12 protein-coding genes are annotated in these 12,865 nt (G+C 70.2%); 2 read left to right on the top strand and 10 right to left on the bottom strand.

Features of this window, described 5'->3' with window-relative positions:
- The 4 genes from E3O62_RS04265 to E3O62_RS04250 form a co-directional block, all read right to left on the bottom strand.
- Window positions 1–483: PadR family transcriptional regulator (locus tag E3O62_RS04265; RefSeq protein ID WP_134397077.1), on the bottom strand; the 483-nt coding region annotated here is incomplete at its 3' end.
- Between the two features lie 2 nt (window positions 484–485).
- Entirely contained in the window at window positions 486–1,367 is an 882-nt protein-coding gene (locus tag E3O62_RS04260; RefSeq protein WP_166784564.1) for a DUF4097 family beta strand repeat-containing protein, read from the bottom strand.
- 180 nt (window positions 1,368–1,547) lie between these two features.
- Window positions 1,548–2,222 carry a universal stress protein gene (locus E3O62_RS04255; protein ID WP_166784563.1) on the bottom strand — a complete coding sequence of 225 codons (675 nt, stop codon included), beginning with the start codon at window positions 2,220–2,222 and terminating at the stop codon, window positions 1,548–1,550.
- A 109-nt stretch (window positions 2,223–2,331) separates the two neighbouring features.
- Window positions 2,332–3,255, bottom strand: coding sequence for a CPBP family intramembrane glutamic endopeptidase (locus E3O62_RS04250; protein WP_134397649.1), 924 nt, complete (start codon window positions 3,253–3,255; stop codon window positions 2,332–2,334).
- Between the two features lie 299 nt (window positions 3,256–3,554).
- On the opposite strand from E3O62_RS04250, the gene E3O62_RS04245 reads away from it, so the two are divergent.
- Window positions 3,555–4,742, top strand: a complete 1,188-nt coding sequence (locus tag E3O62_RS04245; protein WP_241973311.1) for a M20/M25/M40 family metallo-hydrolase — start codon at window positions 3,555–3,557, stop codon at window positions 4,740–4,742.
- A 183-nt stretch (window positions 4,743–4,925) separates the two neighbouring features.
- Window positions 4,926–6,182, top strand: coding sequence for an NRAMP family divalent metal transporter (locus E3O62_RS04240; RefSeq protein WP_241973310.1), 1,257 nt, complete (start codon window positions 4,926–4,928; stop codon window positions 6,180–6,182).
- Between the two features lie 349 nt (window positions 6,183–6,531).
- Here the strand turns inward: E3O62_RS04240 and E3O62_RS04235 are convergent, their stop codons facing one another.
- The 6 genes from E3O62_RS04235 to E3O62_RS04210 all read right to left on the bottom strand — a co-directional run bounded on the left by E3O62_RS04235 (window position 6,532) and on the right by E3O62_RS04210 (window position 12,752).
- The gene (locus E3O62_RS04235; RefSeq protein ID WP_134397648.1) at window positions 6,532–7,233 is read right to left on the bottom strand and encodes a GntR family transcriptional regulator; all 702 of its coding nucleotides are present in this window, start codon (window positions 7,231–7,233) and stop codon (window positions 6,532–6,534) included.
- Between the two features lie 88 nt (window positions 7,234–7,321).
- Window positions 7,322–9,127, bottom strand: coding sequence for a biotin carboxylase N-terminal domain-containing protein (locus E3O62_RS04230; RefSeq protein WP_134397647.1), 1,806 nt, complete (start codon window positions 9,125–9,127; stop codon window positions 7,322–7,324).
- Window positions 9,128–9,257: 130 nt separating this feature from the next.
- Window positions 9,258–10,886, bottom strand: coding sequence for a 5-oxoprolinase/urea amidolyase family protein (locus tag E3O62_RS04225; RefSeq protein WP_370448882.1), 1,629 nt, complete (start codon window positions 10,884–10,886; stop codon window positions 9,258–9,260).
- Between the two features lie 4 nt (window positions 10,887–10,890).
- Window positions 10,891–11,664 (bottom strand): LamB/YcsF family protein, encoded by a 774-nt coding sequence (locus tag E3O62_RS04220; protein ID WP_134397645.1) that lies wholly within the window; start codon window positions 11,662–11,664, stop codon window positions 10,891–10,893.
- Window positions 11,665–11,761: 97 nt separating this feature from the next.
- Window positions 11,762–12,421 carry a YitT family protein gene (locus E3O62_RS04215; RefSeq protein ID WP_198410569.1) on the bottom strand — a complete coding sequence of 220 codons (660 nt, stop codon included), beginning with the start codon at window positions 12,419–12,421 and terminating at the stop codon, window positions 11,762–11,764.
- A gap of 127 nt (window positions 12,422–12,548) precedes the next feature.
- On the bottom strand, window positions 12,549–12,752 hold the full coding sequence (locus E3O62_RS04210) for a dodecin family protein (RefSeq protein WP_134394038.1): 204 nt from the start codon (window positions 12,750–12,752) through the stop codon (window positions 12,549–12,551).
- Window positions 12,753–12,865: the final 113 nt, after the last annotated feature.

The following is a 12,865-nucleotide window of genomic DNA, read 5'->3' as shown; positions in this document are numbered from 1 at the left end:
GGCTGCCGCGCCGGCGGCGGCCCCGGCCGCGGTGCGCGCGGCATGACCGGCGGCGGTGCCCGCGGTGGTGCCCGCCTTGCGTGCGCTGCGGGCATCCCCCGCCTGGCGCTTGGCGGAGGCCAGGTCGAGGCGCAGACTGCGCATCGCCGCGCTGACTCCCGACCGCACGTCATCGGCCAGTCGCCGTACGGAGTCGGCGACCTCGGTCTCGAGGTCGTGCAGGTCACCCTGACGGGCCTGGAGTTCGGCGCGGCCGGCGTCGGTGATCTCGTAGACGGTCTTGCGGCCATCCGTCGATTTGGTCACGAGTCCTTCCTCTTCAAGCTTGGCCAGGCGCGGGTAGATCGTGCCCGCGCTCGGGATGTACGTTCCGCCGAAGCGGTCGCTGAGCGCCTGGATCAGTTCGTAGCCGTGCCTCGGCTGATCGGCGAGCAGGCTGAGCAGGTAGAGGCGAAGGCTGCCGTGGGCGAAGACGGGGGTCATTCTCAGACCTCCCCGTTGGCGCGGGCGTCGCCCGGTTCGGTGTTTGCTCGTTCGCCGGCCGGGCCCGCGGGCGCAGCCTCGGTGCTGCGACGCACCACCGTGATGTCGCCCGACACCGAGTTGGCCTGCAGCTCGAGCCAGCTGCCCTGGAGTGTGCCGGTGCTGGACTCGAAGCCCTTTCCAAAGGTGCCGCGAATCGTCTGGTCGTCCAGCTGCAGCGTGCCCGAGACGGTGTTCAGCCGGTAGCGCGTCGCCACATCGGCGCCGAGGCGCACGGTGAGGCTGCCGCTGATCGTGTTCGTGTTGATGGAATCGGGCGTGCCCTCGATGTCGAGGAACACCTCGCTGTTAACCCCGTCGAGACTGAAGCGACGGATGGCCCCGCTCGCCGTGCAATCGCCGGAGACCGTGTGGGCGACGATGCTGCCCTCGAGGCCGCGCACCGACAGCTCGCCGTTCACGGCGTTGAGCTCCAGGTTCCCGGTGACGCCGTCAACCACGATGTCGCCCGACACCGTGCTCAGCCGGGCGCCGTTCGTGAGGCCCGAGATCAGGGCCTCGGCCGAGATCACGCCGAGCTTCAGGGCCACGTCGCGGGGGACCAGGATACTGACGTCTGCCTTCGCGGTGCCGCGGAACGATGCGAAGACCTCGATGAAGTTGTCCCAGCGCAACTGCGGGTGGTCGATCTCGAGAGTGTCTCCGTCGACCGAGATCTTGAGGTCCTTGCCGGTCACGCTGTGCACCTCGATGCGAGTGCCCGGCTCGTCGTGGCCGATCACGTCGATCTTGCCGCCGATCATGCCCACCTTGAGCGCCCGAACGACCTCGATGTCGATCACCGTGGTCTGCCCGGGGCTGACCAGCCATTTTTCCAAAGCCATGGAATTCTCCTTTTCGGGGCGGCGTCCGCGCAGCGGATGCTCACCACCTGTTCACGATATATCGCGTTTGTTGAGACTCACGATATATCGCGAGTGGCGAGCTGACAAGCGCCGGCGCGAACTCTCAGCCGGGTTTCAGCTCTCGGTTCAGCCTTCCGGACCGGCTTTCCGGTAGGGCGATTAACTCTCCGGCTCGATGGTCGGGCCGAGGCGGGCGGCGCGCTCGGCCGATTCGATCGATTCGACCGGGGCGGCTCGCACAGTCAGCAGCGGGATCGGGGCTTTGTTGGCGATCTCCCGGGCCACGCTGCCAAGGAAACGCGAGCGGCGCTGCCGGTGGGAGCCGAGGGCGAAGAGGTCATAGGCGCCGGAGCCCGCCCGACGCAGGATCTGATCGGCGGCGCCCCCGGTGGCCCGGGTGCTGAACGGGTGCACCGCAAGGTCGGCCAGCTGGCCGACGGCGGCGGACTGGATGCCGGCGGCGATGCGGTCAAGCCTGTCGGGGGAAACGTCGAGCGCGACGTCGTAGTCGAGGACCGTCAGCAGCGTCACGGTCTGCAGCCTCGCCCCGAGGAGGAGCACGACCGTGACGGCGGCGTGGTCCGCGGCCTCGGAACCGTCGATGCAGACGAGCACTCGCACGTCTCCCTCGAGGGATTCCCCGGGAATCACGGCCGCCTCGGCCAATTCCTCCCGCTCGAGGTAGACGGCCAGCCCGGCCAGCGCGATGGCGAAGGGGCCGGCAGCCAGACCGAGAACCACCCAGATCGGGGCATCGTGGCCGCGGCGGATCATCACGAACGCCGACGCAAGTCCCACCAGGACCCAGCCGGCCGCCACCAGAAGCGGTGTCACCCAGACGCCTTCTGCCCACATGCCCTCAGCATTGGCGGCCCGCGCCGAACTTGCAAGGGGGCGAGGTCCGGCGGCCGGGGCATCCGTCGACCGGCTCGCCGCCTGAGCCTCAGTACAGGAAGATCGGCAGCCAGTCGCGGGTGTGGGCATGCACGATCACGAGGAAGACGACCGCGTCGAAGAGCAGGTGCACGATCACCACGTAGGTCAGTGATTTGGTGAGCGCGAAGGTGTAGCCCTGCAACAGCGCGAAGGGGAACGTCATCAGCGGCCCCCAGCTCTGATAGCCCAGTTCCCACAGGAACGAGGTGAAGATCACGGCCTGCAGGAGATTGGCCTGCCAGTCGGGGAAATGACGCCTGAGCAGGGCGAACGCCGTGCAGATGAAGAAAAGTTCGTCCCAGATGCCGACGAAGCCGACGCCCACGAACAGGCGGGCGATCTCGTCGGGGGCGGTCACGGCCGGCCAGTTCTGGTAGGCGCCGGAACGGATGAAATAGGTCGGCAGAATCAGGTAGCCGAGCAGCAGCACAAGCGGCAGATACCAGCGTTCCAGAGAGGTCCAGCGCTGGCCGGTGCGGATCGGGAACCGGATCGCGTGGTCGCCGAACGCGTAGCGGGAGAGCAGGTAGGGCACGAGCACGGCGACGGTCAGCACGGTCCCCATCAGCGCCATATTCGGGTAGCTGATGTCGGCCTCGACCGAGATGGTGCTGATGATCAGCAGTCCGATCGTGATCAGGAGCAGATCCTTGAACAGGGCACGGTCGATGGCGAAGGCGAGCCCGATGGCCGCGGCGAGTAGCGCGTAGCCGGGCAGCGGCTCGCGCGCCCCGAACAACAGCACGGCGGAGGCGGAGAGCAGCGTGGCGGGGACAAGTCCCCAGGAGGCGCGCGGGCGAATCCGTGCGCTCGACGTTGCCGGTCCGGCGCCGGCGCTCGTGCCGCCGCGCGTGCCGCCTGTGACTGGGCTGCCCGTGCTCCCACTCGTGCCCGCTGCCCGTTTCGCTGACCCTGCCGCGCCATCGCCCATGAGATATGGTACCCAACCCGTGCGGGGAACGGCCGGTTCGTCTCGCCTCGCGACCGGGCATCGAGGCCCGGTGTTGAACCAATTCGACGGGGTTTTGGGAGCAATGAAGGTCTCCCAGATGTTGAAGGGGCGTTTCGGACAAAATCTCCCGTCGTATTCGCTCGAGGAGTGCGTGCGGGAGCTGTCGCCGGCTGCCTCGCCGGCTGCCCGGCCGCGAGAGCGGGTGAATCGTCGCTGTGCCGCCCTGAAACCGACGTTGCATTCGCTTTCGCGGTCTGCGGCGCCGCTAGGTTGAGGGTGTGAATGCAGAAAGCAAACCGGTGGACGTGCTGCAGAGGCTCATCGGCATTGATTCCGTCAACTCCGACCTGGTGCCGCAGGCGGTAGGCGAACGGATGATCGCAGCCTGGTGTGCAGACTGGCTCACCGCACGCGGGTTCGAGGTGCACCGCCTCGAGGAGCATCCTGGGCGGCCTACGATCGTCGGCATCCGGCGCGGCACCGGGGGAGGACGCTCCCTGATGCTCAACGGGCACCTCGACACCGTCGGCGTCGGCGGTTTCGCCGGGGATCCGTTCGCGGGCGAGCTCCGGGACGGGCGCGTCATCGGCCGGGGAGCCTTCGATATGAAGGGCGGCGTCGCGGCGATCCTGGTCGCGGCGGCGCGCGCGACGGGAGTCAGGGGAACCGGGGCCTATGCGGCCGGGCCGGCCGGGGAATCCGTTCTCGCCGGAGACGTCATCGTCACCCTCGTGGCGGACGAGGAGTTCGGCAGCCTCGGCACCATGGAGGTACTGCGCAGCTTCCGAGCTGACGCGGCGATCGTCGCCGAGCCGAGCGAGCTGTGCCTCACGCTCGCCCATCGTGGTTTCGCCTGGTTCGAGGTGGAACTCACCGGGCTGGCCGCCCACGGATCCCAGCCGGAGCGCGGCATCGACGCCATCGTGCACGCCGGGCTGGTGCTGCGCGCCCTCGATGAGCTTCGGGCCGACATCGAGGCGGCGCCGGCGCATCCGCTGCTCGGCCACGGTACCGTGCGCGTGTCGACCATCGCCGGGGGTTCGGATGCCGCCACCGTCGCCGCCGCCTGCACGCTCACGATCGAGCGGCGCATGCTGCCCGGCCAGAGCCCCGACCGGGTCGAGGCCGAGCTCCGGGCGCTGCTGGAGCGGCTCGCCGTCGTCGTCGTCGGGTTCCGCTTCCGGCTGACCCGGCTCGTGGCGCGTGCGGCGTTCGAGGCCGATCCGGAGTGGCCGATCGTGCGTCTGGTGACCGAACGGGCGACAGAGGTGCTCGGACGCCGGCCGGCTGTCCGCGGCGAGCCGTTCTGGACCGACGCCGGGCTGCTGCACGAGGCCGGCATCCCTTGCCTGGTCGTGGGCGTGGACGGTGGCGGAGCGCACGCCGACGCGGAGTGGGCGGACGCGGCATCCGTCGACGCTCTCACCGAGATTCTGACCCGCACGATCGCCGATTTCTGCGGGTAGTCCGCGCGCCCGGCGATCCCGTCCGAACCCTGCCTCGGCCCCATCGCCGTCCCTGCCCCGCCGCACCCCGCCGGCTGGGGGGAGTCCATGTGGGCCTCATGGTTGTCTTCATTGTTGAACAATATGTAGGCTGGCTCGACATCAGTGACCGCCGGTGCTGACCTTCCGAGAAGTGAGCGCCCCATGGTTTTCAACGTCGTCCGCGCCAAGATTCGAGCGAAAACCGCCGGCGTGAAGACGAAGCTGCGCGGCCCGCGACGGGCGCAGCGCAGTGCGCTCCTCGGCGCCATGTTCCTGATGGCGACCAGCGCCGTCGGACCCGGCTTCATCGTGCAGACCACAAGCTTCACGGTGCAGCTCGGCGCGGCCTTCGCCTTCGCCATCCTGGTCTCGATACTGGTCGACATCGCGGTGCAGCTCAACGTCTGGCGGGTGATCGGCGTCAGCGGTAAGCGAGCGCAGGAACTGGCCAACACCGTGCTGCCCGGCGCCGGCTGGTTCCTGGCCGCGCTGATCTGCCTCGGCGGGCTTGTGTTCAACATCGGCAACATCGCGGGTTCCGGCCTGGGTGTCAACGTGCTCTTCGGCCTGGACGCCAAGCTCGGCGGCATCCTCTCGGCGGCCGTCGCGATCGCGATCTTCCTCAGCAAACGGGCCGGGCTCGCACTGGACAAGATCGTCGTCGTGCTCGGGGCCGTGATGATCCTGCTGATCGCCTACGTGGCGATCGTGTCGAATCCGCCCCTCGGCCTCGCGGTCGAGAACGCGGTGCTGCCCGACGACATCGACGTCCTCATCATCACCACTCTGATCGGCGGCACGATCGGCGGCTACATCACCTACGCCGGCGCGCACCGGATGATTGACGCCGGCGTGACCGGACGGGCCCACATCACCGAGATCACCCGCAGTTCGGTGCTGGGCATCATCATCACCGGCGTGATCCGGGTGCTCCTGTTCCTTGCCATCCTCGGCGTGGTCGCCGGGGGCGTGGCCCTGACCAGCGACAATCAGCCGGCGGAGGCCTTCCAGGCCGCGGCCGGCGAGATCGGGTTCAAACTTTTCGGCATCGTGCTCTGGGCCGCGGCCATCACCTCGGTGATCGGAGCGGCGTACACCTCGATCTCGTTTGTGACCACTTCACAAACCTCGCCCCGCACCCGCAGCATCGCCACCGTCGTCTTCATCGCCGTGTCAACGCTGGTCTACACGCTGCTCGGCCAGGCCCCGGCCACGCTTCTGATCATGGCCGGCGCGGTCAACGGGCTGATCCTCCCGTTCGGTTTCGCTGTCATCCTCTGGGTGGCCTGGCGCCGCCGCGACCTGCTCGGCGGCTACGTCTACCCGAAGTGGCTGCTGGGCATCGGCGTGCTGGCCTGGCTGCTGACGCTGTTCCTCGGCTATCAGTCCCTCGGCGGACTCGCGACGCTTTGGGGCTGACGGATGTCCCTGACCCCCACCCTGCATGGCCCGCCGCGCGCCGCCGTCCCGGCGCCCCCGTTTCCCGCCGCTGTCCGGCGCCCCGGCGCCGCCTTTCTCCGTCGCCGACATCTACCCCCGCTGCCTGCTTCATCGTCCGCCTCTGTGGCTAACTCAGGAGTTTTGTTTGCGTGGTCGCCGGCTGGTGCTGGCCACCGCACTGGTCCGCGGCTTTGGTGCGCAGCCCGGCGGGATCTCCTGAGTTAGCCACAAACCAGCGCAGCGCGGGGGTGCAGCGCGGGGGTGCAGCACAGACGCATGTAGGCAGCTGAGGGGAGCGGGGCCGGGCAGCCATGCCGGATACCGCCGGCTAGCGGACGGGCTCGGCCACGATCGACAAAAGCTGGGCCTCGGCGCGCTGCAGGTAGCCGGTGAGCAGTGCCGCGGCATCCGTCGACCGGCCGGCCGCCAGCAGCTCGACGATGCGGGCGTTGTCGTCGACGTAGGGCGCGTGGAAGGTGGCCTCCTCGCCCATCGAATGGAAGACCAGGCGCATCTCGGCGAGCACCTGCGCCATCAGCAAATCGAGGCGGTCGCTGCCGGCCAGGGCCACGACGCCGGCGTGGAACTCCTGGTTGGCACCGGCCATGCCGGGGACCGAACCGGCCTCGCGGGCCTTCCGCGCGCTCGCCACGGCCTGACGCAGTCCGTCCAGCCTCGCCGGGGTGAGCTCCTCGGCCGGTGTGAATGCCAGGGCACCCGGCTCGAGGAAGCGCCGCACCCGGTAGATCTCCCGGATGTCGTCTGCCGTGGGCCGGGCGACGAAGACGCCCCTGTTCGGGATGCGGGTGACCACCCGTTCGGCGCTGAGCGTCGCGAAGGCCTCGCGGAGGGTGTTGCGTGAGACGCCGAGCGCGTCGCAGAGCGACTCCTCGGGGAGCTTTGTGCCGGGCGGCAGGTGGCCGGCCGCGATCCGCTCGCGCAGCATCCCCGACACCCACTGGCCGGTCTCGGCGTGACGCGCCGACGCGGTGCGGTGACGCAGGTCGGCGAGGGTCTCGGCGAGGGTCATGGTGCCCACGATACCGCCCGGTCGGAGCGGCGGCCCGAGGACGGGCGGGGTGTTCCGGCGGGCCGTTGGAACCGGGTGACGGATGTGCTCAGTCCCCGATCGAGGCGACCGCGCTGTCCACCGCCACCGTGTCGCCGGGCTGCACCAGCGGGTCCCGCAGGGTTCCGCTGCGGTGCGCCACCACGATCGACTCCATCTTCATGGCCTCGAGTACGAGCACCGGGTCGCCTGCGGCCACGAACGCTCCGGATGGGGCCATCCACTTCACGACCGAGCCGCCCATGCTGGCCCGGAGGGTGTCCTGGTCTGCGGCGGGGGCCGAGTCGCCCCCGGTGGGGAGCCCGTAGGCAGTGGTGACAGCGGCCGCACCGCTCCCCGCTCCGTTTCCCGTAGCGGCCGAACCGACTGCGCCGCCCAGCCCGCGAAGGAGACTGTCGAGCAGGGCGGCAGGTAGGCCGAGCGCCATCCGTCGCCCGTCGACCTCGATGCTGATGGTGTGCCGGGCGGCCTCCGGCGGCACGGGATTGAACTGGGGGTCGCTGGGCAGTTCTTCGGCGAAGTCGGCCTGGATCCAGCCGGTGTGCACGCCGAGGTGGTCGGGCGCGGTGAATGCCGTCGAAGTGACCACGGCACGGTGGAACGGCAGAACGGTGGGCAGGCCGGTGATCTCGAACTCGGCCAGTGCTCGGCGGGCGCGGCGCAGGGCCTGCTGCCGGTCGGCGCCGGTGACGATCAGCTTGGCGAGCAGGGAGTCGAACCGGTCCGGTACGATGCCGCCAGCCCTGACCCCGGAATCGACCCGGATGCCCGGCCCGGCCGGCACGGTAAAGGTCGCCACGGTCCCGGGGCACGGCAGGAACCCGCGCCCCACGTCTTCGGCGTTGATGCGGAACTCGAACGAGTGCCCGCGCGGTTCGGGGTCGGTGAAGATGGGAACGGTCCCGCCGGATGCGATCTGCAGTTGCGCCAGTACCAGATCGATGCCGCTGGTCTCCTCGGTGATCGGATGCTCGACCTGCAGCCGGGTGTTCACCTCGAGGAACGAGATGGTGCCGTCCTGCGCGAGCAGGTACTCCACGGTGCCCGCGCCGGTGTAGCCGGCGGCCCGGCAGATGGCCTTGGCCGAGGAATAGATCTGGCTGTTCTGCGCAGGGGTGAGGAAGGGCGCTGGCGCCTCTTCGACGAGCTTCTGGTTGCGGCGCTGCAGCGAGCAGTCGCGGGTGCCCACGACGATCACGTTGCCGTGGGTGTCGGCGAGGATCTGCGCCTCCACGTGGCGGGGCTTGTGCAGGAACCTCTCGACGAAGCACTCGCCGCGGCCGAAGGCGGCCGTCGACTCGCGCACGGCCGAATCGAAGGACTCCTCGATCGCATCCATGTCCCAGACGACCTTGAGGCCGCGGCCGCCGCCGCCGAACGCCGCCTTGATGGCCACCGGCAAGCCGTGCTCCAGGGCGAAGGCGCGCACCTCGGCGGCGGTCTCCACGGTGCCCTCGGACCCGGCGACCAGGGGAGCTCCCACCCGGATGGCGATCTCACGGGCGGAGACTTTGTTGCCCAGCACCCGGATCGCGGCGGGCGTCGGACCGATCCAGAGCAGTCCCGCGTCGATCACGGCCTGAGCAAAGTCGGCGTTCTCCGAAAGGAAGCCGTAGCCCGGGTGCACGGCGTCGGCGCCGGAGTCCCGGGCGATGCGGAGCAGCTTGGCCATGTTGAGGTAGCTGTCGGCCGGGCTGTCGCCGCCGAGTGCCCAGGCCTCCGTGGCGGCCGAGACGTGCAGGCCGTCGGCGTCGACGTCCGCGTAGACGGCCACGGAGTCGAGGCCGGCATCGTCGCAGGCGCGGGCGATGCGCACGGCGATCTCACCGCGGTTGGCGATCAGGACTTTCTGCATGGTTCAGCTCTCGGTCGGGGCGTGTGAGTTCGGGGGGTGTTTGCGGCACGCGCGGGGGGCTGCGCCGCTCCGCGCGTGGCGTGCCGGCAGCGCAGCGGCGCAGCACCCGCGTAGCGCGTGAGGGCGGGCATCAGGGGGAGGCGGGGACGGGCTCGGCAGGCACGGGCGTGAAACGGATGCGCGCCCCCGTCGGCAACTGTGCCGCGAGGTCGAGGTCCTCGGCGAGCACGACGCCGATCACCGGGTAGCCGCCGGTGACCGGGTGGTCCGCGAGGAACAAAACCGGCAGGCCCGACGGCGGCACCTGGATGGCCCCGCGGGCCGTACCCTCGCTGGCCAGCTCGCCCGGCCGCGACCGGGCGAGCGGCTCACCGGCCAGCCGCAGGCCGATCCGGTTCGACTGATGGGTGACGGTCCACTCCGCGTCGCCGAACCGGTCGACGGATGCCGGCTCGAACCAGTCCGCGCGGGGTCCCGGCACGAAGCGCAGCACGGTGACCTCGGCTGGGGCCGGCGGCGGGGTCTCGGGGTGGTGCACGGCGCTGCCGGGGGCGGGCGGCAGCATCCGGAGCACGGTTCCCGAGGTCAGCGGGGCCGGACCGATGCCGCTGAGGGTGTCGGTGGACCGGCTGCCGAGCACCGGGTCCACGTCGATGCCGCCGCGGAAGGCCAGGTAGCTGCGCACGCCCGAGCGGGGGGCTCCGAGCGACAGGGTCTGCCCGGCGAGGAGGGAGACGGCGGAATTCATCGGCAGCTCGCGGTGGCGGCCGACGGCATCCGTCACCGTGAGCGGGAGAACTGCACCGGTGACGGCGAGCACCTGGTCTGCCAGCGCGGTCAGGGACAGGCCGCCGAGGGCGTTCTCGAGCACGGCGGCCGTGGCCGGATTTCCAACGACCCGGTTGGCGCGCCGCAGGGCGCCACGGTCGAGTGCACCGGACGCGGTCACGCCCTGGTCGGCGTAGCCGGGGCGGCCGAGGTCCTGCACGGTCGTCTGCGCGCCGGGGGAGAGCACGCGGATGCCGGTGGCGGGGGTGGGGACCGCGGTTGCCGCGACATCGGGAGTGGCCGCCGCTGGTGGAGTCCCAACCGCGACTGCGGTCTCCGGTACGAGGACCCCCGCGGCGGCGACCTGCTCGCGCACCGCGCGGAACCGCACCCGGTCACCCGGGCGGATCAGGGCCGGCTGCGAACGCTTCAGGTCCCAGAGCCGGGCGTCCGTGCGGCCGAGCAGCTGCCAGCCGCCGGGGGAGGTGCGGGGGTAGACGGCGGAGTAGTCGCCGGCCACGGCCACGGAGCCGGTGGGCACCGAGCTGCGCGGCGAGCTGCGCCGGGGCACGGTCAGCACGGCGCTCGCGCCGGTGAGGTAGAGGAAACCGGGGACGAAGCCGCCGAACGCGGCGGTCCAGTCCTGGCCGGTGTGCGCGGCGATGACGCCCTCGATGCTGAGGCCGGTGTGCGCGGCGACGTCGGCGAGGTCTTCCCCGTCGTAGACGGTGTCGATCTGCACGAGCGCGGCGTCTGCGGGGGCGGCCGGCAGAACCTGCAGCTGCCGCAGGGCGTTGGCGAATCCCCGTGCGGCGGAGGCGGAGACGCCGGTGATCAGCACGGTTTCCGCGGCGGCGAGCACGTCGAGCTGCCCGGCCAGCGGATGCCGCTGCAGGTGTGCCTGCAGGTCGAGCACGTCGGCCAGGCCGGCCAGTTCGACCAGCACGGCGCGGTCGCCGACGGCTCGAATGATGCGAACGGGACCGGCCACGGGGCTAGACGAAGCTTCGAATGGGGATGCCGGCATCCTGCAGCGCGGAGCGCACCGCACCGGCCAGCGCGACGGCGCCGGGGGTGTCGCCGTGCAGGCAGATGCTTTCGGCCGTCACCGTGAGGAGGCTGCCGTCGACGGCACGCACCTGGCGGTCGCCGGCCAGGCGGAGCACCTGCTCGGTGACGGCGGCAGGGTCGAGCAGCACGGCGCCGGGCCGCGATCGGGACACCAGGGAGCCGTCCGGGTTATAGGCACGGTCGGCGAAGGCCTCCACGACTGTGCGGAGCCCGGCCCGGTCGGCGAGGCGCTGGATCTCGGAATCGGGCAGCACCATCACGGGCAGGCTCGGGTCGACGGCGCGGATCGCGTCGACGACGGCCTGCGCCTGCACCTCGTCGTGCGCGATGGTGTTGTAGAGGGCACCGTGCGGTTTGACGTAGCTGACCCGGGTTCCGGCGACCGCGGCCAGGGCCTGCAGCGCGCCGATCTGGTAAATCACCTCGTCGGTGAGGTGACCGGGCTCCATGTCGATGAACCGGCGGCCGAAGCCGGCCAGGTCCCGGTAGCCCGGGTGCGCGCCGACCGTCACGCCGGCTGCGGCGGCGGCCGTGCAGGTGGCGCGGATCGTGCTCGGATCCCCGGCGTGGAAGGCGCAGGCCACGTTCACGCTGGAGACGGAGGAGATGATCGCGGCGTCGTCGCCGAAGGACCAGTTGCCGAAGGATTCCCCGACATCACTGTTTAGATCGATGCTGTCTGAATCGATGCTGGACATCCGGGTCTCCGTCCGTGGAAGTTTGGTTAAGGATGCACCACTTCCGCAGATTGTTCAACAATGTATTGGCGGGTGGAAGCCCGATTCGGCGCCGGAGTCAGTTCGCGGGGCTGTCGAGGGAGGGCTCGGAGGGCGGCACGGAACCCTCGAGGGTCTCCTCGAGCCGGGCGTCGTCGTTCTGGGGCAGGGTGATCGCGAAGAACGGGATCGTCCAGTGGCAGAGCGGGCCGACGAGCACGGCGAAGAGAACCGTGCCGATGCCCACGTTGCCGCCGAGCGCCCAGCCGATGCTGAGCACGGTCACCTCGATGCCCGTGCGCACGATCCAGATGCGCCAGCCGGTGCGCTGGTGCAGGCCCGTCATCAGCCCGTCGCGCGGGCCGGGGCCGAAATGCGCGCCGATATAGAGGCCGGTGGCGATCGCCAGCACCAGAAGCCCGGCCGCGAACAGCAGGATGCGCACCCACAAATCCTGCCCCGTCGGGATCAGCCAGAGGCCGACATCCGCCGCTGGCCCGACGAGCAGGGCGTTCAGCACGGTTCCCACGCCCGGCTTCTGGCGCAGCGGGATCCAGAGCAGCAGGACGACGCCGCTGATCAGGATGGTGACCAACCCAAAACCGAGGCCGGTGAGGCCGGAGATGCCCTGGGTGAGTACGTCCCACGGGGCCACGCCGATCTCGCCGCGCACAATCAGCGCGATCCCCAAGCCGTAGAGGAAGAGGCCGATGAGGAGCTGGGCGAGGCGACGGGTCATGGAAGTCCATCCAATTGCACTATCGGCCCGTTATCAAGTTGCCAGGCCGACCCGGCCCGGCGGCGCGGATGCCGCCTTCCACGCCGCCGGCGACCTGTCGGGACGGTCCCTCGTCTGCAGCCCGTGCCTAGTCGTCGAGAACGAAGGTGACTTCGATCACGACGTCGTACGAGGTGATCTCACCGTCTGTCACCTCCACCTTCTGCTCCTTGACCCAGGCGCCGGAGACCCCGCGCAGGGTCTTGCTCGCCCGGGCGATGCCGACGGCGACGGCATCCTCGAAGGATCTGTCGGACCGGATGCTGAGTGTTGTTACGCGTGCCACAGTCATAATTGCTCCTTGTCGTTCGGGTTGATGGTGCGTCTTGCGGCCGAGGGTACGCCCCTCCGTCTGCCTCGGCCCGACGGATGCCCCGGGCAGGGAAGTCTGCACACCCTGCAATG

This window comes from Cryobacterium sp. TMT2-15-1 (assembly GCF_004402345.1).
Lineage (GTDB): Bacteria > Actinomycetota > Actinomycetes > Actinomycetales > Microbacteriaceae > Cryobacterium > Cryobacterium sandaracinum.
This window is presented reverse-complemented; position numbering and strand designations above follow the sequence as displayed.

Coding starts and splice junctions, on each gene's coding strand:
- E3O62_RS04250 (WP_134397649.1), bottom strand. CDS start 3,255: ATGGGCGATGGCGCGGCAGGGTCAGCGAAACGGGCAGCGGGCACGAGT.
- E3O62_RS04235 (WP_134397648.1), bottom strand. CDS start 7,233: ATGACCCTCGCCGAGACCCTCGCCGACCTGCGTCACCGCACCGCGTCG.
- E3O62_RS04240 (WP_241973310.1), top strand. CDS start 4,926: ATGGTTTTCAACGTCGTCCGCGCCAAGATTCGAGCGAAAACCGCCGGC.
- E3O62_RS04260 (WP_166784564.1), bottom strand. CDS start 1,367: ATGGCTTTGGAAAAATGGCTGGTCAGCCCCGGGCAGACCACGGTGATC.
- E3O62_RS04210 (WP_134394038.1), bottom strand. CDS start 12,752: ATGACTGTGGCACGCGTAACAACACTCAGCATCCGGTCCGACAGATCC.
- E3O62_RS04230 (WP_134397647.1), bottom strand. CDS start 9,127: ATGCAGAAAGTCCTGATCGCCAACCGCGGTGAGATCGCCGTGCGCATC.
- E3O62_RS04215 (WP_198410569.1), bottom strand. CDS start 12,421: ATGACCCGTCGCCTCGCCCAGCTCCTCATCGGCCTCTTCCTCTACGGC.
- E3O62_RS04220 (WP_134397645.1), bottom strand. CDS start 11,664: ATGTCCAGCATCGATTCAGACAGCATCGATCTAAACAGTGATGTCGGG.